Here is a 24,093-nt window from a genome sequence, read left to right on the forward strand (position 1 = left end):
GGCGTGTTACGCCTCCATGAACTGCCGGATCCCGGCCGTGCCGACCGTTATCGTGACGCAACCTGCTTCCGGAGATCGCGCCGGACACACAGGCCGGCCGCGGCGGCCTCTCCGATGACCTGGCGTGGGGGAGCCGAGTCGGGCAGTTCGGGAGGACCGGCCGCGGCCGGGGCGGGGGTGCCGGGTGATCAGACCGCTTCAGCGGCCTCCGGCAGAGCGGCGGCGAGCCGATCGGTGAGGTCGACCACGGCCGCGAGGTCGCCGTAGTCGCGGACGGCCGCGTCGACCGTCTTTCGGATACGAGTGTTCACACGCTCGGAGCGGACCTTCCTGGCGATGTCCATGGCCTGCGCGGCGTAGGCCGTGCTCTGCTCGGGCTCGCGCCTCAGCAGGTGCACGGTGGCCATGCCGATCAGGTTCAGCGCGTACGACCGCTGGTGCTCGCCGTCCTCGGCGAACAGCCGCACCGCCTTCTGCATGAGCGGCTCGGCGAGGGAGGCGTAGGTCGGGCTGCGTCCGGCGACGTAGGCGAGGTCGCGGAAGGAGTGGGAGTTCTCGCCGTACAGCTCGGCCTCGGAGAAGAAGCGGATCCAGTCGGGGTCCGGCTCGTCCCACTCGTCGGCCTCGGCGAAGGTGTCCTCCGCCATGCGGACCGCGCGCTTGGTCTTGCCGGGCTGGCCCATGTTGGCGTAGGCGCGGGCCTCCATCGCATACAGCATGGACAGGGTGCGCGGGCTCGCGCAGTCCCGGCTGCCGTACTGGGCGAGGTGGATCAGCTCCAGGGCGTCGTCGGGCCGGCCGAGATGGATCATCTGGCGGCTCATGCTGGAGAGGATGTACGACCCCAGCGGCCGGTCGCCGGCCTCCTTGGCCGCGTGCAGGGCGAGGACGAAGTACTTCTGCGCGGTGGGCTGGAGCCCGACGTCGTAGCTCATCCAGCCCGCCAGTTCGGCGAGTTCGGCCGCGACCTTGAAGAGCTTGCGGGTGGTGGCCTCCGGCTGCGGCTCCTGGAGCAGGTCGGTGACCTCGTGCAGCTGGCCGACGACCGCCTTGCGGCGCAGACCGCCGCCGCACTGGGCGTCCCACTGGCGGAACATCCGCGTGGTGTGCTCCAGCAGCTCCAGCTCGGGCTTGGACAGCCGGCCGGGCCGGCGCGCGTCGAGGACGGGCTCGGGCTCGGCGGGGACCGGGGAGGCGGGGCTCGGCACGAGCCAGCGCTGCATGGGCTCGATGAGGGACGGGCCGGCGGACAGCGCCAGCGAGGCGCCTAGGAAGCCCCGCCGGGCCAGCATCAGGTCGCTGCGCGAGAACTCGCCGAGCAGGGCGATCGTCTGCGGGGCCGTCCAGGGCAGGTCGACTCCGGACGCGGAGGGCGTGGGGCGGGCGGCGCGCAGGCCGAGGTCCTCGATGGAGACCACGCAGCCGAAGCGCTCGGAGAACAGCTCCGAGAGGATGCGCGGGATCGGCTCGCGCGGATTCTCCCCGTCCAGCCAGCGGCGCACGCGCGAGGTGTCGGTGGAGATGTGGTTGGCGCCCAACTGGCGCGCCCGGCGGTTCACCTGGCGAGCCAGCTCGCCCTTGGACCAGCCGCTGCGCACGAACCACGACCCGAGCAGCTCGTTGGGGCGCTTGTCAGCGTTCGTCCCGCTACCGCCGTTGCCGCCCACTGGAACGCCCCCATCCCTGAGACCACTTGTCGTCGAGTGCGCCAAGCCCTATCAGAATGCCGGTGAATACGGCCGCTGTCCGCCGGTTCTCACCCTTCGAACGAGCTGACGACTCGCCTCCGGCATACCCATGGACGCATATGCCGATCCGACTCGCGCACTCACCGTAATCCTACGATCACCCGTCCAGCCACGGGGATCCCAGAATCGCCACCATTCGCCACCCCTTCGAATGAACTCACGATGGCCGCCACGCGATTCACTTGACATAGGACGGCCGGAAGTGGGCGGAGTGGTGCGCACGGGGGGCGTGAAGCCTCCGGCGCGCCACCTGTTGTGCCTCAAGGCGCCGCCTTGCGTTCGCGTCGGCAGGGGAAGGCGGAGCCGTAGTGTTACGTTCCGCTTCCGTCTCGTTCCGTGGCGTGACCATAGGCGCGCTGGACCCGTTGGAGGGGGCATGGGCTTCACGATCGGCGGCATTCGCGAGATTCGTTCCGGCACGCGTCGGCGCGGCCGTTCGTCGGAGTGCACCGCCGTTGCCGAGTTCACCGGGCTGTGGGGCTGGGACGTGGTGCCGGGTGCGCGGGCCGCGGCGGGCGCGTGCTCGTGCGGACGCGCGGACTGCACGGCGCCCGGCGCACACCCGCTCAACTTCGCTCCCCCGGTGCCGGCCGGGGCCACGCTCGACGAGGCGAGCAAGGCCTGGGCGGAGTTCCCGGGCGCCGCGGTGATGCTCCCGGTGGGCCGGGCGTTCGACGTCATCGAGGTCTCCGAGGCCGCCGGCCGCCGCGCCCTGGTCCGCCTGGAGCGGATGGGACTCCCCCTCGGCCCGGTGACCGCGACCCCGGACGGCCGCGCCCACTTCTTCGTCGCCCCCGGCGCCGCCGCGGAGTTGCCCCGGCTGCTCTACCGCATGGGCTGGGACGATCCCTCGGCCCTGGACCTGCGCGGCCTCGGCCCCGGCGCGCACATCACCGCGCCGCCCTCCGACCGGGGCGGCCTCGGTCCGGTGCGCTGGCTGCGCCCGCCCGCGCTGGACTCGGCGACCCACCCGCCGGCGGCCCGGCTGCTGCTGGGCACGCTGGCGTACGTGGCACACCGGTCACGGGCCCGGGCGTAACACCCGGGCCGGCACAGCACCCCACGACCACTCGGCGCCGGGGCAGCGCCGCCAGAGCAACCTCGCTGCACCATCAATCAACCCCAGCCCCCAGGCAGCACCACCAGCAAGCAACCCCAGCCCTCCAGGCAGCACCACCACCAAGCAACCCGCCCCCAGGCAGCGCGACCCTCAAATCGAGTCACCACGACGGTGAGTCGCCACCTCCGCGAGAGCGCCGCCGGCTCAGGCGCAAAAAAGGCCGGCGCCCGCACCCAACTGCACCTTGGGGCGGGCGCTTCCTGACGCGGGGGTCGTCACCGCACCGGCTGCTCAGTCGCCGATGAGGGCGTCCACGAAGGCCTCCGGCTCGAAGGGCGCCAGGTCGTCCGCGCCCTCGCCGAGTCCGACCAGCTTGACCGGCACGCCCAGCTCGCGCTGGACCGCGATGACGATGCCGCCCTTGGCGGTGCCGTCCAGCTTGGTCAGCACGATGCCGGTGATGTCCACGACCTCCGCGAAGACGCGGGCCTGCACCAGGCCGTTCTGGCCGGTGGTGGCGTCCAGGACGAGCAGCACCTCGTCGAGCGGCGCGTGCTTCTCCACGACGCGCTTGACCTTGCCCAGCTCGTCCATGAGGCCGGTCTTGGTGTGCAGCCGGCCGGCGGTGTCGATGAGGACGACGTCGACCCCCATCTCCTTGCCTTCCTTCACCGCGTCGAACGCGACGGAGGCGGGGTCGCCGCCCTCGGGCCCGCGCACGGTGTAGGCGCCGACCCGCTCGCCCCAGGTCTGCAGCTGGTCCGCGGCGGCGGCGCGGAAGGTGTCGGCGGCGCCGAGCACGACCGTACGGCCGTCGGCGACGAGGACGCGGGCGAGCTTGCCGGTGGTGGTGGTCTTGCCGGTGCCGTTGACGCCGACGACCATCACGATGCCGGGCTTGCGGTCGGCGGGCTCCGTCTTCACGGTGCGGTCGATGTCGGTGCCGACCAGCTTGAGCAGTTCGTCGCGGAGCAGGCCGCGCAGCTCCGCGGGGGTGCGGGTGCCGAGCACCTTCACACGCTCGCGCAGGCCCTCGACCAGCTCCTGGGTGGGCTGCACGCCGACGTCGGCGGTGAGCAGCGTGTCCTCGATCTCCTCCCAGGTCTCGTCGTCCAGGTGCTCGCGCGAGAGCAGCGTGAGCAGGCCCTTGCCGAGGGCGGTCTGGGAGCGGGACAGGCGGGCGCGCAGCCGGACCAGCCGGCCTGCGGTGGGCTCGGGGATCTCGAGCTCGGGCGCCTTTTCGAGAGGCGGGACGGCGGGAGGCTCCTCCACGACGACCGGTGCGGGGCCGCCGGGGAGGTCCACCTCCTCGATGGTCCGGCGCGGTTCTTCGCGCGGTGTCTCGGCCTCGTCGCCGACGTGCGGCTCGGCCGGGGGCGCGGTGATGTCGGGCGCCTTCGGGGGCGGCGGAGGCAGCGGCTTCTTGCGCCGGGTGCCGATCACCAGCCCGCCGAGCGCCGCGATCACGACCACGGCGATGACTACAGCAAGGATGACGGTTTCCATAACGGCTCCAGTATCAGCCATGGGGTGGGGCGGGAGCCGGTTTGTGGCTTCCTCCCAGAGACAAACGCCACTTATTGCCCGGACTCGGAGCAAAGTACGATGGTGACGGCTCCGTCCACGCGCGTAGAGTCCCGACCGTTCCCTGTCCCCCCACGTCTGGCCCCTTTTTGATGAGCAAAACCGTCGAGACCGAAGGTGCTCTCGAGACCCGAGGCATCGAGCAGGTCCCGGATCACGAACGCACCGCCAGGACCCGTGAACTGTTCCCCACCTGGGTGGGCGCCAACATCAGCGTGCTGCTGCTGACGATGGGCGCGAGCCTGGTCGTGGCGTACCACCTGGACATCTGGCAGGCGCTCGTCGTCGCGGTGGCCGCGCCGGTCGTGTCGTACGGCCTGGTCGGTCTGATCGGCATCGCGGGCAAGCGCGGCGGCGCGCCCGGCATGGCGCTCTCGCGCGCGGTCTTCGGCCAGCGCGGCAATCTGCTGCCCGGTTCGCTGATCTGGGTCGCGCGCTGGGGATGGGAGACGATCAACGCGGTCACCGGCGCCTACGCGATGCTCACCATCCTGGACATCCTGTTCGGCCTGAAGGCGAACAGCGTGCTGGACATGGTGATGCTGCTCGCCTTCGTGGCCGCGACCTTCGCGATCTCCGGGCTCGGCATCAACGCCGTGCAGAAGTGCAACAAGTACGCCACCTACCTCTTCGGCGTCTTCTCGGTCCTGGTGCTGGTCTACCTGGTGGCGAACACCGACTGGTCGAAGGTGGTGCACCAGGGCGGCGGCTCGACGGCGGCGGTGATCACCGGTGTCGGCATGATCGCGGCCGGCGGTGTCAGCTGGATCCCGTCCGCCCCCGACTTCACCCGCTACCTCCCGCGCACGGCGTCCTCGAAGGCGATCGTCGGCACGGCGGTGGGCGGCGCCGGTGTCGTCGTGCTCCCCATGGTGCTCATGGGCGCGGTGATGGCGGTGTCCACACCGGACCTGGCCGAGGCCACCGACCCGGTGTCCTTCCTCGGCGAGATCCTCCCGACGTGGATCGCGGTGCCGTACTTGTTCATCGCGCTGATCGGCATGCTGCTGATCAACTCGATGTCGATGTACTCGGCGGGCTTCACCGCGCAGACCCTCGGCTTCAAGGTGCCGCGGCACTGGGCGGTCTCGGTCAACGCCGTGATCTCGCTGGCCTTCGGCGGTGTGCTGATGCTGGTGGCGACGAGCTTCATGGGTTCGTTCATCGCCTTCCTGTCGCTGCTCGCGGTCGCGTTCTCCGCGTGGGTCGGCGTGTTCGGCGCGGACATGCTGCGCCGCACCGAGTACGACGGCGCCGCGATGGCCGACACCACCCGCGCCGGCGCCTACTGGTACAAGGGCGGCTTCTCCCCCGCGGCCGTGGCCGCCTGGGCGATCGGCCTGGTCTCGGGCCTGATGTTCACCACCTCCGACTGGTTCACCGGTCCCCTCGCGAAGAACAACGTCGTCGGCGAGTACGGCCTCGGCTGGGTGGCCACGATCGTGCTCTCGGGCGTGCTGTACCTGGCGCTGCCGAAGCCGGCGGTGAAGCGGCCCGAGGCCGCGGGGCCGGCGCCGGCGCCGGCGCCGGCCGAGGAGCGCGCGACCGTCAACGCCTGACGGATCCGGCCGACCGGCCCGCGGGAACGGTTTCTCCCGCCCGAGTTCGTCCCCCTCCACCGCAAAAGCACCGGAGGGGGACTTTCTCATGCCCGTGGGGGCATCGCCGTGACCGCCCTCGGCGTGGACACCGGCTCCAGGACAAGCTGACTGCACCCGGCTCCAGGACAAGCTGCTTGCACCCGGCGCCAGACAAGCTGCCGGAGAACCTGCTGAAGCCCTGCGCTTCGCCGCGGCGTGTACCGGATCCCTCGCGGAGTCGGCCGGCGTGTCGGGCGCCGGCAGGCTCGTACGGCACCTGCTGGTGGGCGGGATGCCGTGGAGGAGAGGGCGCACGGTCCCGGGGCCTTCGTGGCGCGGGGGCGTGCCGGCGACGGGAACGCGCTGCGGTGCCGTACGACACCGCCGCCCCCGGTCCGGGCAGTGGCCGGAGCGGGGGCGGCGGAGGGTGCGAGGAGAGGGGCAGCGGGGACTTGGCCCTTCTCCTCGGGTTCGCGGGGGCCGGTCAGCCCATCTCCTCCAGGGACTTGCCCTTCGTCTCCTTGACGAACTTCAGGACGAAGGGGACGGAGAGCGCGGCGCAGACCGTGTAGATCACGTAGGTGCCGGAGAGGTTCCAGTCGGCCAGGGACGGGAAGCTCGCGGTGATGGCCCAGTTGGCGATCCACTGCGCGGCGGCGGCCACGCCCAGGGCGGCGGCGCGGATCTTGTTCGGGAACATCTCGCCGAGCATGACCCAGACCACCACGCCCCAGGAGAGGGCGAAGAAGAGGACGAAGACGTGGGCGGCGATCAGCGCGACCCAGCCCTGGGTGGCGGGGAGCTTGCCGTCGACCAGGTGGGACGAGAACGCCCAGGCCTCCAGCGCCAGGCCGACGGCCATGCCGATCGAGCCGATGAGTGCGAGCGGCTTGCGGCCGACGCGGTCGACGAAGATCATCGCGATCACGGTGCCGACGATGTTGATGATCGACGTCGTGAAGGAGTAGAAGAACGAGTCCGTCGGGTCGACGCCCACCGACTGCCACAGGGTGGAGGAGTAGTAGAACGCGACGTTGATGCCGACGAACTGCTGGAAGACCGAGAGGCCGATGCCGATCCAGACGATCGGCTTGAAGAAGAAGCCACCGCCGAGCAGGTCCTTGAACGTGGACTTGTGCTCGCTCTTCATCGCCAGTTCGATCTCGGCGACGCGGGCGTTCAGGTCGGTGCTCTCGCCCTCGACCTCGGCGAGGATCTCACGGGCGCGCTCGTGCTTGCCGACCGAGATCAGGAAGCGCGGGGACTCGGGGATCGCGAAGGAGAGCAGGCCGTAGAGGACGGCCGGGACGACCATCACGCCGAGCATGACCTGCCAGGCCTCCAGACCCATCAGGTGACCGCGCTGGTCGCCGCCCGCGGCGTTGAGCAGGCCCCAGTTGACCAGCTGGGAGACGGCGATGCCGACGACGATCGCGGCCTGCTGGAAGGAGCCGAGCCGGCCGCGGTAGGCGGGCGGGGCGACCTCGGCGATGTAGGCGGGGCCGATGACGGAGGCCATGCCGATGGCGAAGCCGCCGACGATGCGCCAGAGGGCGAGGTCCCACAGCGCGAAGGGCAGCGCGGAGCCGACGGCGCTGATCGTGAAGAGGACGGCGGCGATCTGCATGCAGCGGATACGGCCGATCCGGTCGGCTATGCGGCCGGCGGTCGCGGCGCCGACGGCACAGCCGATCAGGGCGATCGCGATGACCTGGGCGAGGGCCGCGGAGCCGATGTCGTACTTGGTGCGGATGGCCTCGACCGCGCCGTTGATGACGGAGCTGTCGTAACCGAAGAGGAAACCGCCCATGGCGGCGGCGGCCGCGATGAAGATGACGTGCCCGAGATGCTCGGGTTGAGCCGTCCTGACTCCTGACTGAGGTGCCTGCGTAGTGCTGGTCACGTGAATCTCCTCGGGCGCGGCAACGCTGCCGCGTGGGGGGCGAGCCCTTACAGGCGAAACCTGATGCAGGTGAGACCTGAAGGTAAAAGCAACGTTGCAGAGACTATGCCTTCAAGTTTCGAAGTCAATAGGCGACGGCTGTGACTTTTTAGGGAGGAGGGAGCAACGGCGCGAGGGTGGGGTGTTCACTTCTTGAACGTAGAGTGAAGTTGATCTTGGGGTGGGCGCTAACGAAGGCGCTGAGAAATGACCTTTGACACCCCGTCACCCTGCATCGAGACGCCGTAGAGCGCGTCGGCGACCTCCATCGTGCGCTTCTGGTGCGTGATCACGATCAGCTGCGAGGTCTCCTGCAGCTCCTGCATGATCCGGATCAGCCGCTGCAGGTTGGTGTCGTCCAGGGCAGCCTCGACCTCGTCCATGACGTAGAAGGGGCTCGGCCGGGCCTTGAAGATCGACACCAGCAGCGCGACGGCGGTCAGCGAGCGCTCGCCGCCGGAGAGGAGGCTGAGCCGCTTGACCTTCTTGCCCGGCGGACGCGCCTCGACGTCCACGCCGGTGGTGAGCATGTTGCCGGGGTCGGTGAGCACGAGCCGGCCCTCGCCGCCCGGGAAGAGGCGGCTGAAGACGCCCTCGAACTCGCGGGCGGTGTCCCGGTAGGCCTCGGTGAAGACCTGCTCGACCCGCTCGTCGACCTCCTTCACCACCTGCAGCAGGTCGGCGCGGGTCTTCTTCAGGTCCTCCAGCTGCTCGCTGAGGAACTTGTGCCGCTCCTCCAGCGCCGCGAACTCCTCCAGCGCCAGCGGGTTGACCTTGCCGAGCTGCTGGTAGGCGCGCTCGGCGGCCTTGAGCCGCCGCTCCTGTTCGGCGCGGTGGAAGGGCTTCGGCTGGTTGCGGGGGTGCTCGGGGTCGTCCGGCAGGACCTCGCCCTCGGCGGGGGGCGAGGGCGGTACGAGCTGGTGCGGGCCGTACTCGGCCACCAGCCCCTCCGGCTCGACGCCCAGTTCCTCCAGCGCCTTGGTCTCCAGCTGCTCTATGCGCAGCCGCTTCTCGGCGCCGAGCACCTCGCCGCGGTGGACGGAGTCGGTGAGCTTGTCCAGCTCGGCCTTGAGGTCGCGGCCCTGGGCCCGGGCGGCGGCCAGCTCCTGTTCCCGGCGGGCCTTCGCGGCCTCGGCGGCGGCGCGCTCCCGCTCGGCGCGGGCGAGGGAGACCTCGATGTGCGCGAGCAGCTGCCGGGCGCCCGAGGCGACGGCCTCCGCGACGGCCGCCTCGTGCCGCAGTCGGGCGCGGCGCTGCTCGGCACGCACGCGTGCCTCGCGTTCCGCGCGGGCGGCCCGGTCCAGCGCGTCGGCGCGCCCGGCGAGCCCCTTCACCCGCTCCTCGTGCGTACGGACCTGGAGCCGGGCCTCCATCTCGGTCTGCCGGGCGTTGGCGCCGTCGGCGGCGAGCCGGTCGCGCACGGAGGTGTCCGGCTCCTCCTCCACCGGCATCTCCTCGGCGACGGCCAGCCGTTCGGCCAGCTCCTCGGCCTCCTGTACGGCCTTCTCCAGGGCCTCCTGGGCACGTGCCGCGGCGGCGGCCGACCGCTCGGCCTCCCCGGCGGCGCCGCGCGCCTGGCCGGCGAGCCGGCCGAGCTGCTGGGCCACGGCCGACTTCTCCCGGTCGGCGGCCCGGCGCCGCTCCGCGAGCTCTTCGACGAGGGCGGCGGCCTCGGCACGCCGTTCGGCCGCCGCGCGCTGCTCGTCGGCCAGTGCGTCGCAGCGCACCGCCAGCTCCGCGAGCTCGGCCGCGGCCTCGTCGACGGAGGCCTGCACCTCCAGCAGGCTGGGGGCGCCGGCGGAGCCGCCGTGGGCGAAGTGGGCGCCGAGGAGGTCGCCTTCGGCGGTGACGGCGGTGAGGTGCGGGTGGGTGGCGACGAGGTCTTCGGCGTCTTCGAGGGTGCCGACCACCACGATTCCTTGCAGGAGGCGGCGGGCGGCGGGGAGGAGGTGGGCGGGGCCCTGGACCAGGTCGGCGGCGAAGCGCAGTCCGGGGAGGGGGGTGGCAGTCGGTTCGGCGGGTGCGGAAGCGTCGTGGCTGAGCGCGCCGTTCCCCGCGCCCCCTTCCGGGGCCCGATCGCCGTTGTCGGCTGCGGGTGCGTCGTGGCTGAGCGCGCCGTTCCCCGCGCCCCCTTCGGGGGCCCGGTCGCCGTCGGCGGGTGCGGGTGCTCGGGTGGGTGTGGGGCGTGCCAGCAGGAGGGCTGCGCGGCCCGCGTCCTGTTTGCGGAGCAGGCGGATGGCCTCCGCTGCCGCTGCCGGGCTCGAGACGGCGATGGCGTCCGCGGCCGCGCCGAAAGCGGCTGCCAGGGGAACCTCGTAGCCCGGGGTGACCGTGAGGAGTTCCGCCGCCGGGCCCAGGATTCCGGTGAGGCGGTCGCGGGCGTCGAGGAGTACGCCGGTGCCGTCCTTGCGGCGCAGGCCGAGGGCCAGTGCCTCGTGGCGGGCCTGGGTGGCGGCGCGGGTGCGTTCGGCCGTGGTGAGGGCCTCGCGGGCGGCGCTCAGGGCGGTGTCCGCCTCGGCGAGCCGGCGCTTGGCCGCCTCGTGGCGTTCGGCCAGGTCCGCGTCGCCCGCGTCGAGGCCGTCGACCTCGGCCTTCAGGGTCTCGTACTCCTCCTGGGCCCGCGCGGCGCGCTCCTGGGCCTCGTCCCGGGCCGTGGCCAGGCGGTCGATCTCGGCCTGGGCCGAAGCCGCGCGGGAGCGGGCCGCGTTGACCTGCCCGGACAGCCGGGCCAGGCCCTCGCGGCGGTCGGCGATGGCGCGGGCGACGTCCTTCAGGCGGCGTTCCTCGGCCGCCAGCTCCCGCTCCAGTTCGGCCCGGTGGGCGACGGTGTCGTCGAGGGCGCGCTGTGCCGCCTCCAGGGCCGCCTCCAGCTCGGCCTCCTGCTCGCGGATGCGGGCGGCCTCGCGCTCCAGATCCTCGGGGTCGCGGCCACGGCGTTCGTCCACCGGAGCGGAGGTGGCGCTCTTCACCCGCGCGTCGGCGAGCGAGATGGTGCCGCGGACGCGCTCGGCCAGCTGGGACAGCTCGTACCAGGTCTGCTGGGCGCGCTGGAGGCGGGGCGAGAGCTGCCGTACCTCGTCCTCCAGGAGGGCCTCGCGCTGCAGGGCCTTCTTCAGCTCCTGCTCGGCGGCCTCCTTGCGCTCCTTCAGGGCGGCCTCGTCGGCGATCTCGGCCTTGAGGGCCTCCCGCAGGCGTACGAGGTCGTCGGCGAGCAGGCGCAGGCGGGCGTCCCGCAGGTCCGCCTGGATGACGGCGGCCCGGCGGGCGACCGCGGCCTGGCGGCCGAGCGGCTTGAGCTGGCGGCGCAGTTCGTCGGTGAGGTCCTGCACGCGCGCGAGGTTGGCCTGCATCGCGTCCAGCTTGCGCAGCGCCTTCTCCTTGCGCTTGCGGTGCTTGAGGACGCCGGCGGCCTCCTCGATGAAGGCGCGGCGGCCCATGGGGTCGGCGTGCAGGACGGAGTCCAGCTGGCCCTGGCCCACGATGACGTGCATCTCCCGGCCGATGCCGGAGTCGGACAGGAGTTCCTGGATGTCGAGGAGGCGGCAGGTGTCGCCGTTGATCTGGTACTCGCTGCCGCCGTTGCGGAACATGATCCGCGTGATGGTGACCTCGGCGTACTCGATGGGCAGCGCGCCGTCGGAGTTGTCGATGGTCAGGGACACCTCGGCGCGGCCCAGCGGGGGGCGGCCGGTGGTGCCGGCGAAGATGACGTCCTCCATCTTGCCGCCGCGCAGCGACTTGGCGCCCTGCTCGCCCATGACCCAGCTGAGCGCGTCCACGACGTTGGACTTGCCCGAGCCGTTCGGGCCGACGACACACGTGATCCCCGGTTCGAACCGGAGCGTGGTCGCCGAGGCGAACGACTTGAACCCGCGGAGGGTCAGGGCCTTGAGGTGCACGCCGCCGGACTCTACCGGGCGCCGCTATCTCACTCCATGAACCCTCGCAACCGCGCGGTTTCGCCGTTGAACATGCAGGGCACACCGTACGTTAAAGACAGTGAAAGGATGCGTGGCAAAGAAAGAAGGGACGCCGAAGCGTCCCTTGCAACTCTGACGACCGGGTTGCGGCCGTCGATCAACTGAGCGGTTGATACGGCAGCCCGATCACTGCGACTGCTGTTGTGGAGCTGATGCAGCGATCAGGTGAGCGCAGGCTCCGCCTGGTGTGCGTCGATGCTCTCCATGATCCTGTCCTGAGAGGCGGCAGCCGACAGCGCTTCGTTCTCCGCCTGGATCCGTACGAGCTCGGACTCCAGGTCCTGCACGCGCTGCTGCAGCCGTCGCATCTCGGCGAGGAGTCGAGGGTCGGAGCCGCCGACGTAACCGAGAAGCGCCTTTGCCATGATGGATGGTCCTCCACAATGAGTGACCGACCGATGCGGTGTGGGTCGTGAGGGATCGCACCCGCGGTGCTTGGCACATCCAGGTGTGGATCTGGTGTTGCTCCATGCCAAACAGCTAAGGTGCGCGGGGCTTTCAGCGTCTCACCAAAAAGTTTGACGGTCAACACGATCACGCCCTGTATTGGCGGGCAAACCGGGCGCGCGGCCGGGAGAATCGGCGGCGCCGCATGTCATCCGGTGCCCTCGGGGCGTGGCGATCAGCTGATACCTGCGGAGCCTGCCACGCCGGGCCGTTCTTGGCAACCACCAGGTCGTTTCTGCTTCCCGCATGTGCCCCCGGCATGTCCCCGTGCGCCGGCCTGTGCGCCTTTACAGAAACCGGCTCAGCGGATGGCGAAGCCGTCGTAGCCGCCGCGGGGTGTGTCCCAGATCTCGGTGACTCCGTCCACGCGCCCGGGCGTGTCGTCGCCCTGGAGCCAGTCCAGGAGGTCCTCGCAGTTCTCGCGCGAGCCCTCCGCGACCACCTGGACCCGGCCGTCGGCCAGATTGAGAGCAAAACCACTCAGGCCGCCGATCTCCAGCGCCTTGGCGCGTGTGAACCAGCGGAAACCCACACCTTGGACGCGTCCCCGCACCCAGGCGACCAGCCGTACGTCTTCGCTCATGGAGGCAACCTAACCAGCCGATGTTGCTCGGCACACATCGCGCCCGTGCGCCATGCGGTACCGTCCCGATCCGATGAATCTCATATGAAACTCACTCGATCGAGTGAGCCGGGTCGGCCAAGCGGTGCCACTCGCCGCGCAGGCGCCGGTCGCCCGCGAGGACGCGAAAGAGGGCAAGGACATGGGACGCCACCGACGCACCGACGCCGGCCGCGCCACCACGGGCCGGGCCACGGGGGTAACCCTGGCGGAGCACTCCCCGAGCGGAAGCGCGGGCCCGTGGGACGGGTTCGCGGGTGAGACCGTCGGCCGCGCACCGGAGCCGTGGGACGACCCCGCACCGTACGCGGATGCGCGGGCACGCAGGGACTTCTCCGGGCACTCCTACGCGGCCCCCTACGCGAGCGAGCCGGAGCCCTGGGACCCGTACGTGAGCGGACCGGCGCCCCGGAGCCCGTACCCGAGCGAGCCGGAGCCCTGGGACCTCACGCCCTACGCAGGCGACCGCATGGGCCGGAACATCTCGCCTTACGCAGGCGACCGCGCGCCTCGCAACCTCGCGCCGTCCGCCGGCCGCCAGGCGGCCCCCCGGGGCATCGCGCCGTATCTGAACCCGGAGACCTACACCCCGGCGAGCGGTCTGCGGCCGCTGGACGACGCCGACGCGACCACGCAGGCGCACGCCCACCTGTTCGCGGACCCGGACGGCGGCCCGGGCGGACCCGGAGGCGATGACGTCGCCCCGGCGAGCGCCCACTCCCCCGGCCACCGGCGCCGCAAGAAGAGCGCGCGGCCAGTCCGCACGGGCCTGCTCGGGGTGTCCGCGGCCGTCGCCCTCGGTACGGCCGCGGTGGCGACGGGGGTGGTGCCGGGCCTGCAGAACTACAAGCTCGGCGGCGGCACGCAGACCACCGGCGGGGACCGGGTGCAGGCGGCGAACGCGCCGGGCAACACGGCCGCCGAGCAGGGCGGCAGCTCGGGCAGCGCCGACAGTCCCGGGGGCGCGGCCGGCGCCGGCCCGGCCTCCACGGCCCCCGGCTCGCCGAGCCGGTCGGCTTCCTCGTCGGCGTCGGCGTCGCCTTCGCCGTCGGCGTCGACGTCGGCCTCCCCCACGCCCGCCCCCTCGAAGACGGCGAGCAGGAAGCCGGCTACGGCGACGCCGGCCGGCAAGACCCGGACCACCCCGTCGCGTAAGGCGAGCAAGTCGCCCGCGGCCGGCGCTCCGGGGACGGCGTCGGCGGCGAGCGCCGCCGAGGCGCAGGTGCTGAAGCTCGTCAACGAGGAGCGGGCGAAGGTCGGCTGCAGCCCGCTGACGGCGAGCTCCTCGCTGAGCCGGCTGGCCGAGTCGTTCAGCGACGACATGGCGGCGCGGGGCTTCTTCGACCACACCGACCCCGACGGCAAGTCGCCGTGGGACCGGGCGGCCGCGGCGGGCATAGCCAACCTCGGCGGCGAGAACATAGCGCGCGGCCAGTCCGACGCGGCGGCCGTGATGCAGGCCTGGATGAACAGCCCCGGCCACCGCGCCAACATACTGAACTGCGACTTCAAGACCCTGGGCGTCGGCGTCCACTTCGGCCCGGGCGGCCCCTGGTGGACACAGGACTTCGGCTACTGAGACAACCGCAGGTCAGGCGGCCTAAGCACCCTCCAGGGCCGTGTCCGGGCCGTCAACCGTTGGTTCCTCGTCCGCGAAGACGCGATCCACGGCGGCGCGCGTCCGGGTCCCGCCCGACGGCATCAGGTGCGTGTACGTGCGCAGCGTGAAGCCGGGTCGTGATGGCCCGGGTACTCACTCAGAGCTTTGATGCTCTCGCCGCATCCAGCAGCACCGAGGCGTAGAAGTGCCGCAGCGCGTGCATGCCGTTGTCCCGCTCGGTCTTGACGTGCGCGGCCCGAAGTGCCGGCCGCCATACACGGTCGTTGAAGCGAGTCCGATCCAGCGGCAGCCCCGTCGGGCTGGTGAAAATCAGTGACGCCGTGACCGGAGGACCGTCGAGCGTCTTCCACGGCAGCGTGATCTTCGTGTCCGGATGGCGCTTGAGGTGACCGGCCAGCGCAAAGCAGCTCCCGGCCAAAGTCGCTACGCCGACCTAGGTGCGCTGTCCGGCGGGTCGCCCCGCCGGCCCCGCATCCGACAGCCCTGTCACCCGAACGGCGCAACATGACGCGCCACCCACATGGAGGAACATCAAGCTGATTAGTGCCCCAATCAAGGCAATCCATGAAAGGGGAATCGAATGCGCATTCGACGCATCCTCGCCGCCGGCATCGCCACGGCAGCCCTCGCCGGACTCGGCCTCACAGGCGCCGCCACCGCCACCGCCACCAGCCTCACCCCGAGTCAGGGCGGCCGCACCGCCCTCACCCCGGGTGAGTGCGAGAAGGGCGGCGGAACGGTCGATTGGTCGAAACCGACCGCGGGCGCTCCCGGGACCTGCAGGGGCGGCACGGGTAACGGGCAGCCGGTCGACTAAACCCCACTAGGCGCTAGGAGCGCCCCGCAGCCACGCACTGCGGGGCGCTCCCGCGCGAGCGTAGCCGGGAGAGTCGCAGGGACACTTCTTCGGCTACTGAACCCTGCCCCGGGCCGAAGGCCGCTCCGCCGGACCCGGCAGGCCGTTACGCGGCGGCGCGGCCGCGCGTGAACGCCCGGGCCGCCTCCGCCACCCGGCGGCCCAGATGCTCGGCGGTGGCGATGTCGGACTTGTGCACGGCGTCCGGGCCCTCGTCCACGTTGGTCTGGGCGGCCGCGCCGGCGAAGACGCCGAGGCGGTTGAGGTCGTTCTCGGAGCCCGCGCTGCTGTTCCAGCCGGGGTGCAGGCCGAGGTTGATCCAGTTCATCCCGTGCTGCGCGGCGAGGATCTGGAAGAACTGCAGGGTGTGCAGCTTGTCGCCGCTCTTGGAACCGGAGTTGGTGAAGCCGGCGGCCAGCTTGTCCTTCCAGTCCTGGCCGAACCAGCGCTTGGAGGTGGCCTCGGCGAACACGTGGAAGGCGCCGGAGGCGGTGCCCATGTAGGTGGGCGAGCCGAAGACGATCGCGTCGGAGCGGTCCAGCGTCTCCCACTGGGCGTCGGTGATCTCGTCGACCTTGATCAGGTGCACCTGGGCGCCCGCCCCGGCGGCGCCGGTGCGGACGGCCTCGGCGAGGACGGCGGTGTGGCCGTAGCCGGAGTGGTAGGCGATGGAAACGACAGGGGTGGTCACGGGGTCTCCTCGAATGGCAGCAGGGCTGAGCCGTCCGGCAGCGGAGGGCCAGCTCGGAAGCAATAACCAAAGGAAAGCACTAACCTTCAGTTAGTGCAACCTGGTGGTCAGCGCTGCGCGTGCGTACCCTGGTGTCATGACCGCCAGCACCCAGGACCACGAGGACCTCGCGTACAACGTCTTCGCCAAGGCGTGCCCGTCGCGCGGCACGCTGGAGCACGTCACGGGCCGCTGGGGCGGGCTGACGCTCGGCGCGCTGTACGAGGGCTCGCTGCGCTTCAACGAGCTGCGCCGGCGCGTCGACGGCGTGAGCGAGAAGATGCTGTCCCAGACGCTGCACGCGCTGGAACGCGACGGCCTGGTGCACCGCGAGGCGCAGCCGACCAACCCGCCGCGCGTGGACTACGAACTGACCCCCCTGGGCCGCCAGGTGGCCGAGCGGCTGCTGGCGCTCATCCACTGCGTGGAGGGCGCCATGGACGACGTCCTCGCGGCACGCGCGCGTTACGACGAGACGCGCGGCGCCCGCTGACACCTCGGGCAGAAGTAGCTGGAGCGGTTCATCCAGGGCCGGCGGCGGATCGGGGTGCCGCACCGCTTGCAGGGCTCGCCCTCGCGGCCGTACGCGTCCAGGGACCGGTCGAAGTAGCCCGACTCGCCGTTGACGTTGACGTACAGGCTGTCGAAGCTGGTGCCGCCGACGGCGAGGGCCGCGTTCATCACGTCCCGGACGTGGCCGAGGAGTCCGGCGGTGACGGGGCGGGTGAAGTTCGCCGTGGGGCGTTCGTAGTGGATGCGGGCGCGCCACAGGGCCTCGTCCGCGTAGATGTTGCCGACCCCGCTGATCAGCGACTGGTCCAGCAGGGCCCGCTTGATGGTGGTCCGCTTGCGGCGCAGCGCCAGGTGGAAGGCCTCGTCGTCGAAGAGCGGGTCCAGGGGGTCGCGGGCGATGTGCGCGATGACGTCGGGCAGGCCCTCGAGGGTGTTGTCGTGCAACGAGAGCCCGCCGAAGGTGCGCTGATCGACGAAGCGCAGTTCGGTGCCGAGCGAGTCGGCGAACCGGATCCGGACGCGCAGGTGCTTCTCGTCCGGCGCCTCGTGCGGCTGCACCAGCAGCTGGCCGCTCATGCCGAGGTGGGCGAGGACGGACTGGTTGGTCTCCTCCAGCGGCAGCCACAGGTACTTGCCGCGGCGGCTGGGGGTGCCGATGTGGTGGCCCTTGAGCCGGTGCGCGAAGTCGTCGGCGCCCGCGATGTGCCGGCGTACGGCGCGCGGGTGCAGCACCTCGGCCTCGGCGACGGTGCGGTGGGCGACCCAGCGCTCCAGGCCGCGCCGGACGACCTCGACCTCGGGCAACTCGGGCATGGGACCCCCCGTGCGAAGCGGTGGACGATGGAAGCGCCCGCCCCTTCGCGGACGAGGGGACGGGCGCTCGGTACTGCCGTGGGTCAGGCGGGAGCGGACGACGACTCGCCGTCCTTGACGGCCTCCTTGGCGGCCTCGTCGGCCTCCTGGGCCTCCCTGGCCGCCTTGGCGCGCTCGTCCGCGGCGGCCTTGATGGCCCGCCAGGCGGACTCGGCGGCCTGCTGCTCCGCCTCCTTCTTGCTGCGGCCGGTGCCGGTGCCGTACGAGACGCCTCCGACGCGGGCGGCAGCAGTGAAGGTCTTCTCGTGGTCGGGGCCGGTCTCCGTGACCAGGTACTCGGGCACGCCGAGTCCTTCGGTCGCGGTCAGCTCCTGGAGGGAGGTCTTCCAGTCCAGGCCGGCGCCGAGGTTGGAGGACTTCTCGATCAGCGGGTCGAAGAGCCGGTGCACCAGCTCGGACGCCGAGTCGAGGCCCTGGTCGAGATAGACCGCGCCGATCACCGCTTCCAGGGTGTCGGCGAGGATGGACGCCTTGTCCCGGCCGCCCGTGCCCTCTTCACCGCGGCCGAGCCGGATGAAGGAGCCCAGGTCGAGCCCGCGGCCGACCTCCGCCAGCGCGCGCGAGTTGACCACCGCGGCCCGCAGCTTGGCCAGCTGGCCCTCGGGCAGGTCGGGGTGGGTGCGGTACAGCGTGTCCGTGACGACGAGGCCGAGCACGGAGTCCCCGAGGAACTCCAGCCGCTCGTTCGTCGGCAGACCGCCGTTCTCGTACGCGTAGGAACGGTGGGTCAGCGCGCGCACCAGAAGGGCGGACTCGACCTTGTAGCCGAGCCGCCCTTCCAGAAGCGTGTGGGACGAGGCCTGGTTGTCCGCCTTCTTCTTGGCGGGTGCGTCCGCCTTGGCGTCTTCCGCCTTCTTGGGACTGGACACAGTGCCTCTCACCAGCCCGCTCAGACTTCGAGGACCTGGCGCTTGTTGTAGGTGCCGCAAGACGGGCACGCGATGTGCTGCTGCTTGGGCTCGTGGCAGCGCTCGCACGCAACCAGGGTGGGGACCGCAGCCTTCCACTGCGACCGGCGGTGGCGCGTGTTGCTGCGCGACATCTTCCGCTTCGGAACAGCCACGGCTACTTCTCCTGCTTCTCGTCGACGCCCGCTTCGGCGCCGCTCATCTCGTCCTTCTCGCCGTCTTCGAGTGAACCGGCGAGTCCCTGCAAAGCCGCCCAACGGATGTCGACGGCGTCGTGGTGGTGGTCCGGGTCGTCCGCGAGCCGCGCCCCGCACTCGGAGCACAGGCCCGGGCAGTCCTCCCGGCACACCGGCTGCATCGGCAGTGCGAGCACCACCGCATCGCGCAGCAGAGGTTCGAGGTCGAAGAGTCCGTCCTCGAGGAAGAACCTGTCCTCGTCGTCCTCGGCGTCGTCGCCCGGTTCCGCGATCACGCGGCCCCGGTCGTCGGCGTCAGGGTACGAGAACAGCTCCTGGAAGTCCGCTTCGAGCTCCAGCTCGACCGGCTCCAGACACCTTACGCACTCCCCCTCGGCCCGTGCACGGGCGGTGCCTGTGACGAGCACCCCTTCCATGACCGACTCGAGGCGGAGTTCGAGCTCCACCGGGGTGCCTTCCGGCACTCCGATGACTCCCTGGATGCCGAGATCGGCGGGAGCGTCGATCGTGCGGGTCAGGCGCTGCAGCGCGCCAGGCCGCCGGCCCAGCTCGTGCGTGTCGAACACGAGGGGGTTGCGGTGGTCGAGGCGGGCGTTGGAAGCCATTCCTGCTTTCGATCTTCGAACTCGGAGGGCCGCCGCCCGTCGGTGCCGCGGGCAGCGGAGATCGCGGACGTACGCGCGACCGAAGAGCCAGGATACTGGACCTTTCGCTCACGGCCCAATCCGGTGGTCGGCGGGCCGCGCCCGCCGCTACAGGCCCCGGCCCTGCTCGTACGCCCTGAGCTGCTCCGCGCTGATCATGCTGGTGTCGAACAGGCTGGTCTCGTCCAGGGCGTAGCCCTGCTGCGGCTGGTGCTGCGGGGGCTGCTGGTGGGTCTGCTGGACCTGCTGGGGGTCGTAGGCGGCCTGCTGGGGATCGTAGCCCTGGTAGGCGGCGTAGGGGTCGGCCTGCTGGTAGCCGTAGGGGTCCTGCCGGCCGTAGCCGGCCTGCTGCGGGAAGCCGCCGTAGGGGTCGGGCTGCTCGTACGACGCGTACGCGGGCTGCGGGTCGTACGACGGCTGCTGCGGCGCCTGCTGCGGCCGGTCCGGGCGCTCGGCCGGGGTGTCCTGCTCGGCGAGCGCGGCGAGGTCGGCGAGGTAGTCGGCGTCGCTGGAGTGCTGGAAGGTGGAGGTGTCGTCGGCGAGGGCGCCGAGGTCGTCCGTGGCGATCCGGCCCTGCAGCTTCTGCCGGCCGCGGCCGACCGCATCCAGGGTCTTGGCCAGCACCGCCTCGAAGGCGCCGAGCTTGGCGTCGACGTACTGGTCGGCGTTGTGGCGCAGGGTCTCCGGGTCGTGGCTGCGCTCGGGGGCGTCCTCGTCCTCGTAGCCGTTCTCGTCCAGGCCGGGGCCGGTGCCGAGCAGCTTCTCGCGGCCGCGGCCGACCGAGCCGAGCGTCTTGGTGAGGACGACCTCGAAGTTGGCGAGCTTGGAGTCGACGTAGTCGTCGGCCTCGGCGCGGATCTCCTCGGCCTCCTTGCGGGCCTCGGCGAGGATCCGGTCGGCCTCGGCCTGGGAGCGGCGGACGATCTCGGTGCCTGCGATCAGCGAGCCGCGCTCGGCGTGCGCGCTCTCGATGATCCGCTCGGCCTCCCGGCGGGCCTCCTCGACCATCTGCTCACGGTCGCCGATCAGCTCCTGCGCCTGCGCGAGGGAGCCGGGCAGCGCCTGGCGCACCTCTTCCAGCATCGCGAGCAGCTCGGCGCGGTTGATCACACAGGACGCCGACATGGGCATGGCCCGGGCGCCGGCGACCGCGGAGACGATCTCGTCGAGCTTCTTCTGCACGTCCACCTGTGCTCGCCACTCTCTACAGCCGGGATGGAGACGGACGGGACGACTGTAGTCCCATCGGTCCCATCAGGGCTTGCGCAGGCGCTTGTTCAGGGCCTCGAGCACCGGCGCGGGCACCAGGTGGGAGACGTCGCCGCCCCAGGCCGCGACCTCCTTGACCAGGGAGGAGGACAGGAAGCTGTAGGTGGGGTTGGTGGGCACGAACAGCGTCTCGACGCCGGTGAGGCCGTTGTTCATCTGGGCCATCTGCAGCTCGTAGTCGAAGTCGCTGACGGCGCGCAGGCCCTTGACGATGGCGGGGATGTCGCGCTGCTTGCAGAAGTCCACGAGGAGGCCGTGGAAGGCCTCGACCCGGACGTTGGCGTAGTCGGCGGTGACCTCGCGGATCAGCTCGATCCGCTCCTCGATGTCGAACAGGCCCTTCTTGGACTTGTTGATCATCACCGCGACGTACACCTCGTCGTACAGGCGGGAGGCGCGGGCGATGATGTCGAGGTGTCCGTTGGTGATCGGGTCGAACGACCCGGGACAGACGGCGCGGCGCACTTGTGATCCCTCGCTCTCCGGTCCGGTCATCGTGCGTCTTCGCACGTAGAGGCGGCGCGACCGTACCAAAACGTTCCCTCGCCGTAGCGACGGGACCGGATCGGCTCGAAGCCGTCCGGCCACCGGAATTCGCCGCCTCTGGTGCTGCGCTCCACGGTGACGAGCGCTTGCTCAGCGAGCCAGCCTCCCGAGCGGAGTGTGAGGAGAATCTCGCGAAGATCGTGATCTGCGACCACGTACGGCGGGTCGAGGAAGACGAGGTCGTACGGCTCTTCCGGCGCCGGTTGCCGGATGATCTGTTCCGCTTTGCCCGCTCGCACTTCGGCACCGGGAAGACCCAGGTTTCGCACGTTCTCGCGGACGATTCTCGCTGCGCGGGCGTCGGCCTCGACGAGGAGTGTGTGGCTCGCTCCCCGGGACAGGGCCTCCAGGCCCACGGCGCCCGAGCCGGCGTAGAGGTCCAGGACCCGTTCGCCGTCGAGGGGGCCGCCCAGGAGGGACTGCCAGGTGGAGAAGAGGCCCTCGCGTGCGCGGTCCGAGGTCGGCCTGGTTCCGGTGCCAGGGGGTACTGAGAGGCGCCGTCCGCCGGCCCGGCCGGCGATCACGCGGGTCATGTGGGGTCCTTCTTCGTGGGCGGCTTTACGTCCATTGTGGCTGCCGTGCGGCTCCCCGCGCCCCTGCCGGGACGCCTGCGCCTCACCCCTTCTCCAGGTACTGCTCCCTCTCCTCGTCCAACAGCGCGTCCAGCGCCGTACGGAGGCCCGGCAGGCCCTCCAGCTCCGGGTCCGCCGCCACCAGGGCCGTCGCCTCCGCTCTGGCCTCCGCGATGACCTCCTCGTCCTCGATGACCTCGAGGACGCGCAGCGAGGAGCGGGCACCGGACTGGGCCTGGCCGAGGACGTCGCCCTCGCGGCGCTGTTCCAGGTCGATGCGGGAGAGCTCGAAGCCGTCGAGGGTGGCGGCGACCGCGTTCAGCCGCTGGCGGGCGGCGCTGGCCTCGGGCATCTCGGTGACCAGCAGGCACAGGCCGGGCGCCGAGCCCCGGCCGACGCGGCCGCGCAGCTGGTGGAGCTGGGAGACGCCGAAGCGGTCGGCGTCCATGATGACCATGACCGTGGCGTTGGGGACGTTCACACCCACCTCGATGACCGTGGTGGCGACCAGGACGTCGGTCTCGCCGGCCGCGAAGCGGCGCATCACCGCGTCCTTGTCGTCGGGGTGCATACGGCCGTGGAGGACCTCCACCCTCAGGCCCTGCAGGGGGCCGCGGCCCAGCTGGTCCGCCACGTCGAGGACGGCCAGCGGCGGGCGCTTCTCCGCCTCGTCCTCGGGGGACTTCTTCCCGCCGGACTTCTTCTGGTCGGCCGCCTCGTCGACGTCGTCGCCGATGCGCGGGCAGACGACGTACGCCTGGTGGCCGTTCGCCGCCTCCTCACGGACCCGCTCCCAGGCGCGGGCGAGGAAGTGGGGCTTGTCGGCGGCCGGGACCACATGGCTGGCGATCGGCGAGCGGCCCGCGGGCAGCTGGTCGAGGACGGAGGTCTCCAGGTCGCCGAAGACCGTCATGGCGACCGTGCGCGGGATCGGGGTGGCCGTCATCACCAGCAGGTGCGGGGGCTGTTTCCCCTTGCCGCGCAGGGCGTCGCGCTGCTCGACGCCGAAGCGGTGCTGCTCGTCGACCACGACCAGGCCGAGGTCGTGGAACTGGACCTTGTCCTCGATCAGGGCGTGGGTGCCGATGACGATGCCGGCCTCGCCGGTGACCAGGTCGAGCAGGGCCTGGCGGCGGGCGGCGGCCCCCATGGAGCCGGTGAGCAGGACGACCTTGGTGGCGTGCTCGGCGCCGCCCAGCATGCCTCCCTCGGCCAGCTCGCCCATCATCTCGGTGATCGAGCGGTGGTGCTGCTGGGCGAGCACCTCGGTGGGCGCGAGCATGGCGGCCTGCCCGCCCGCGTCGACCACGGCGAGCATGGCGCGCAGGGCGACCAGCGTCTTCCCGCTGCCCACCTCGCCCTGGAGCAGGCGGTGCATCGGATGTTCGGTGGCGAGGTCGTCGAAGATCTCCTCGGAGACCTTCCGCTGGCCCTCGGTGAGGGTGAAGGGCAGGCGGTCGTCGAAGGCGGCCAGGAGGCCGTCGGGCCTGGGCTTGCGGGGGACGGCGGGGAGCTGGGTGTCGGCGTGGCGGCGGCGGGCCAGGGCCACCTGGAGGACGAAGGCCTCGTCCCACTTCAGGCGGGCGCGGGCGTCGGCGATGTCGGCCTTGGTGTGCGGGCGGTGGATCTTGAGCAGCGCCTCGGGCAGGGGCACCAGGCCCCGGCCCTCACGGAGGGCGGCGGGGAGCGGGTCCAGTGCCTCCTGGGCGGTGGGAAGCACCGTCTGGACCGCCTTGGCGATCTTCCAGGACTCCAGTTTGGCGGTCGCCGGATAGATCGGGATCAGGGCGCCGGCCCAGGCCTCGACGGTGTCCTCGCCGTCGCCGCGCAGCAACTCGTAGGCCGGATGGGCGAGTTGCAGGCGGCGGTTGAAGACGGAGACCTTCCCCGCGAACAGCGCGCGGGTGCCCGGCAGCAGCTCCTTGTGGGGCTTGTGGACGCCGTTGCCGAAGAAGACCAGCTGGAGCCGGCCGCTGCCGTCGGTGATCGTGACCTCCAGGCGCTGGCCCTTGCCGCGGGGCGCCTTGGCGGAGGCGAAGCTGTGCAGGCGGGCGTCGGCCACCTGGGCGACCACCGTGACGTGCTCGTCCATGGGCAGGTCGGCGAGCCGGGTGAGCCGGCCGCGCTCCTCGTATCTGCGCGGGTAGTGGTGGAGGAGGTCGCCGACGGTGTGCAGGCCGAGGTGCTCGGCCATCACCTTCGCGGTGGCGGGGCCGAGCACCGACTTCAGTGGCTGCTTCAGTGGTTCTCGCAGTGCGGGCACGAGATCCATTGCACACCACGGCACCGACAATGCCGTAGCGCCGACCTGCGGATGTGCCGCGCACGGCCTGCCGGGACGCGGCGCGCGTTGCCGGACGGATCCGGGAATCTCCTGGTCAGGTGGCTCTTCCGGGCCTAG

Annotated in this window: 21 protein-coding genes; 5 read left to right on the forward strand and 16 right to left on the reverse strand. The window is 71.4% G+C overall.

What is annotated here, in order from left to right:
* Nucleotides 1–188: 188 nt before the first annotated feature.
* A complete protein-coding gene (gene nsdA / locus OG956_RS09865) occupies nt 189–1,667 on the reverse strand; it encodes a transcriptional repressor NsdA (RefSeq protein WP_330337579.1) in 1,479 nt (492 codons plus the stop codon).
* 457 nt (nt 1,668–2,124) lie between these two features.
* On the opposite strand from nsdA, the gene OG956_RS09870 reads away from it, so the two are divergent.
* Nucleotides 2,125–2,787, forward strand: a complete 663-nt coding sequence (locus OG956_RS09870; protein WP_330337580.1) for a bifunctional DNA primase/polymerase — start codon at nt 2,125–2,127, stop codon at nt 2,785–2,787.
* 312 nt (nt 2,788–3,099) lie between these two features.
* Here the strand turns inward: OG956_RS09870 and ftsY are convergent, their stop codons facing one another.
* Nucleotides 3,100–4,314: a signal recognition particle-docking protein FtsY gene (ftsY, locus tag OG956_RS09875; protein ID WP_330337581.1), complete on the reverse strand. Its 1,215-nt coding sequence runs from the start codon at nt 4,312–4,314 to the stop codon at nt 3,100–3,102.
* Nucleotides 4,315–4,484: 170 nt separating this feature from the next.
* Between ftsY and OG956_RS09880 the strand changes: the two genes are divergently transcribed.
* Entirely contained in the window at nt 4,485–5,951 is a 1,467-nt protein-coding gene (locus tag OG956_RS09880) for a cytosine permease (protein ID WP_330337582.1), read from the forward strand.
* A 505-nt stretch (nt 5,952–6,456) separates the two neighbouring features.
* On the opposite strand, the gene OG956_RS09885 is transcribed toward OG956_RS09880, so the two are convergent.
* From OG956_RS09885 to OG956_RS09900, 4 genes are all read right to left on the reverse strand, one after another.
* Entirely contained in the window at nt 6,457–7,875 is a 1,419-nt protein-coding gene (locus OG956_RS09885) for a sugar porter family MFS transporter (RefSeq protein ID WP_330337583.1), read from the reverse strand.
* A 227-nt stretch (nt 7,876–8,102) separates the two neighbouring features.
* On the reverse strand, nt 8,103–11,813 hold the full coding sequence (locus OG956_RS09890) for an AAA family ATPase (protein WP_330337584.1): 3,711 nt from the start codon (nt 11,811–11,813) through the stop codon (nt 8,103–8,105).
* Between the two features lie 242 nt (nt 11,814–12,055).
* Nucleotides 12,056–12,259, reverse strand: a complete 204-nt coding sequence (locus tag OG956_RS09895; protein WP_031167290.1) for a hypothetical protein — start codon at nt 12,257–12,259, stop codon at nt 12,056–12,058.
* A gap of 383 nt (nt 12,260–12,642) precedes the next feature.
* Nucleotides 12,643–12,924 carry an acylphosphatase gene (locus OG956_RS09900; protein WP_330337585.1) on the reverse strand — a complete coding sequence of 94 codons (282 nt, stop codon included), beginning with the start codon at nt 12,922–12,924 and terminating at the stop codon, nt 12,643–12,645.
* A gap of 508 nt (nt 12,925–13,432) precedes the next feature.
* On the opposite strand from OG956_RS09900, the gene OG956_RS09905 reads away from it, so the two are divergent.
* Nucleotides 13,433–14,542, forward strand: coding sequence for a CAP domain-containing protein (locus OG956_RS09905; protein ID WP_443065672.1), 1,110 nt, complete (start codon nt 13,433–13,435; stop codon nt 14,540–14,542).
* Between the two features lie 178 nt (nt 14,543–14,720).
* Here the strand turns inward: OG956_RS09905 and OG956_RS40225 are convergent, their stop codons facing one another.
* A complete protein-coding gene (locus OG956_RS40225) occupies nt 14,721–15,002 on the reverse strand; it encodes a hypothetical protein (protein WP_443065547.1) in 282 nt (93 codons plus the stop codon).
* 162 nt (nt 15,003–15,164) lie between these two features.
* On the opposite strand from OG956_RS40225, the gene OG956_RS09915 reads away from it, so the two are divergent.
* The gene (locus OG956_RS09915) at nt 15,165–15,401 is read left to right on the forward strand and encodes a hypothetical protein (RefSeq protein WP_330337586.1); all 237 of its coding nucleotides are present in this window, start codon (nt 15,165–15,167) and stop codon (nt 15,399–15,401) included.
* Between the two features lie 145 nt (nt 15,402–15,546).
* On the opposite strand, the gene OG956_RS09920 is transcribed toward OG956_RS09915, so the two are convergent.
* Entirely contained in the window at nt 15,547–16,131 is a 585-nt protein-coding gene (locus OG956_RS09920; protein WP_330337587.1) for a flavodoxin family protein, read from the reverse strand.
* A gap of 136 nt (nt 16,132–16,267) precedes the next feature.
* On the opposite strand from OG956_RS09920, the gene OG956_RS09925 reads away from it, so the two are divergent.
* Nucleotides 16,268–16,663, forward strand: coding sequence for a winged helix-turn-helix transcriptional regulator (locus OG956_RS09925; RefSeq protein ID WP_330337588.1), 396 nt, complete (start codon nt 16,268–16,270; stop codon nt 16,661–16,663).
* Here the strand turns inward: OG956_RS09925 and mutM are convergent.
* The 8 genes from mutM to recG all read right to left on the reverse strand — a co-directional run bounded on the left by mutM (nt 16,636) and on the right by recG (nt 23,964).
* A complete protein-coding gene (mutM, locus tag OG956_RS09930) occupies nt 16,636–17,496 on the reverse strand; it encodes a bifunctional DNA-formamidopyrimidine glycosylase/DNA-(apurinic or apyrimidinic site) lyase (protein WP_330337589.1) in 861 nt (286 codons plus the stop codon). The two genes, OG956_RS09925 and mutM, sit on opposite strands and share 28 nt — an antisense overlap.
* 83 nt (nt 17,497–17,579) lie before the next feature.
* Nucleotides 17,580–18,437: a ribonuclease III gene (gene rnc, locus OG956_RS09935; RefSeq protein ID WP_330337590.1), complete on the reverse strand. Its 858-nt coding sequence runs from the start codon at nt 18,435–18,437 to the stop codon at nt 17,580–17,582.
* A gap of 8 nt (nt 18,438–18,445) precedes the next feature.
* The gene (gene rpmF, locus OG956_RS09940; protein WP_003951102.1) at nt 18,446–18,619 is read right to left on the reverse strand and encodes a 50S ribosomal protein L32; all 174 of its coding nucleotides are present in this window, start codon (nt 18,617–18,619) and stop codon (nt 18,446–18,448) included.
* A 2-nt stretch (nt 18,620–18,621) separates the two neighbouring features.
* Nucleotides 18,622–19,266: a YceD family protein gene (locus OG956_RS09945; protein WP_330337591.1), complete on the reverse strand. Its 645-nt coding sequence runs from the start codon at nt 19,264–19,266 to the stop codon at nt 18,622–18,624.
* Between the two features lie 147 nt (nt 19,267–19,413).
* Nucleotides 19,414–20,493 carry an ATP synthase F0 subunit B gene (locus OG956_RS09950; protein WP_330337592.1) on the reverse strand — a complete coding sequence of 360 codons (1,080 nt, stop codon included), beginning with the start codon at nt 20,491–20,493 and terminating at the stop codon, nt 19,414–19,416.
* Between the two features lie 66 nt (nt 20,494–20,559).
* The gene (gene coaD / locus OG956_RS09955; RefSeq protein ID WP_330342793.1) at nt 20,560–21,039 is read right to left on the reverse strand and encodes a pantetheine-phosphate adenylyltransferase; all 480 of its coding nucleotides are present in this window, start codon (nt 21,037–21,039) and stop codon (nt 20,560–20,562) included.
* 26 nt (nt 21,040–21,065) lie between these two features.
* On the reverse strand, nt 21,066–21,653 hold the full coding sequence (rsmD, locus tag OG956_RS09960; protein ID WP_330337593.1) for a 16S rRNA (guanine(966)-N(2))-methyltransferase RsmD: 588 nt from the start codon (nt 21,651–21,653) through the stop codon (nt 21,066–21,068).
* Between the two features lie 82 nt (nt 21,654–21,735).
* The gene (recG, locus tag OG956_RS09965) at nt 21,736–23,964 is read right to left on the reverse strand and encodes an ATP-dependent DNA helicase RecG (protein ID WP_330337594.1); all 2,229 of its coding nucleotides are present in this window, start codon (nt 23,962–23,964) and stop codon (nt 21,736–21,738) included.
* Nucleotides 23,965–24,093 lie beyond the last annotated feature (129 nt).

Source organism: Streptomyces sp. NBC_00557 (assembly GCF_036345995.1).
Classification (GTDB): Bacteria; Actinomycetota; Actinomycetes; order Streptomycetales; family Streptomycetaceae; genus Streptomyces.

Excerpts from the sequence above, each read along its gene's own strand:
- OG956_RS09870 (WP_330337580.1), top strand. The coding sequence starts at position 2,125 with ATGGGCTTCACGATCGGCGGCATTCGCGAGATTCGTTCCGGCACGCGT.
- ftsY (WP_330337581.1), bottom strand. The coding sequence starts at position 4,314 with ATGGAAACCGTCATCCTTGCTGTAGTCATCGCCGTGGTCGTGATCGCG.
- OG956_RS09880 (WP_330337582.1), top strand. The coding sequence starts at position 4,485 with ATGAGCAAAACCGTCGAGACCGAAGGTGCTCTCGAGACCCGAGGCATC.
- OG956_RS09895 (WP_031167290.1), bottom strand. The coding sequence starts at position 12,259 with ATGGCAAAGGCGCTTCTCGGTTACGTCGGCGGCTCCGACCCTCGACTC.
- OG956_RS09900 (WP_330337585.1), bottom strand. The coding sequence starts at position 12,924 with ATGAGCGAAGACGTACGGCTGGTCGCCTGGGTGCGGGGACGCGTCCAA.
- OG956_RS09905 (WP_443065672.1), top strand. The coding sequence starts at position 13,433 with ATGGGCCGGAACATCTCGCCTTACGCAGGCGACCGCGCGCCTCGCAAC.
- OG956_RS09915 (WP_330337586.1), top strand. The coding sequence starts at position 15,165 with ATGCGCATTCGACGCATCCTCGCCGCCGGCATCGCCACGGCAGCCCTC.
- OG956_RS09925 (WP_330337588.1), top strand. The coding sequence starts at position 16,268 with ATGACCGCCAGCACCCAGGACCACGAGGACCTCGCGTACAACGTCTTC.
- mutM (WP_330337589.1), bottom strand. The coding sequence starts at position 17,496 with ATGCCCGAGTTGCCCGAGGTCGAGGTCGTCCGGCGCGGCCTGGAGCGC.
- OG956_RS09945 (WP_330337591.1), bottom strand. The coding sequence starts at position 19,266 with ATGGCTTCCAACGCCCGCCTCGACCACCGCAACCCCCTCGTGTTCGAC.
- rsmD (WP_330337593.1), bottom strand. The coding sequence starts at position 21,653 with ATGACCCGCGTGATCGCCGGCCGGGCCGGCGGACGGCGCCTCTCAGTA.
- recG (WP_330337594.1), bottom strand. The coding sequence starts at position 23,964 with ATGGATCTCGTGCCCGCACTGCGAGAACCACTGAAGCAGCCACTGAAG.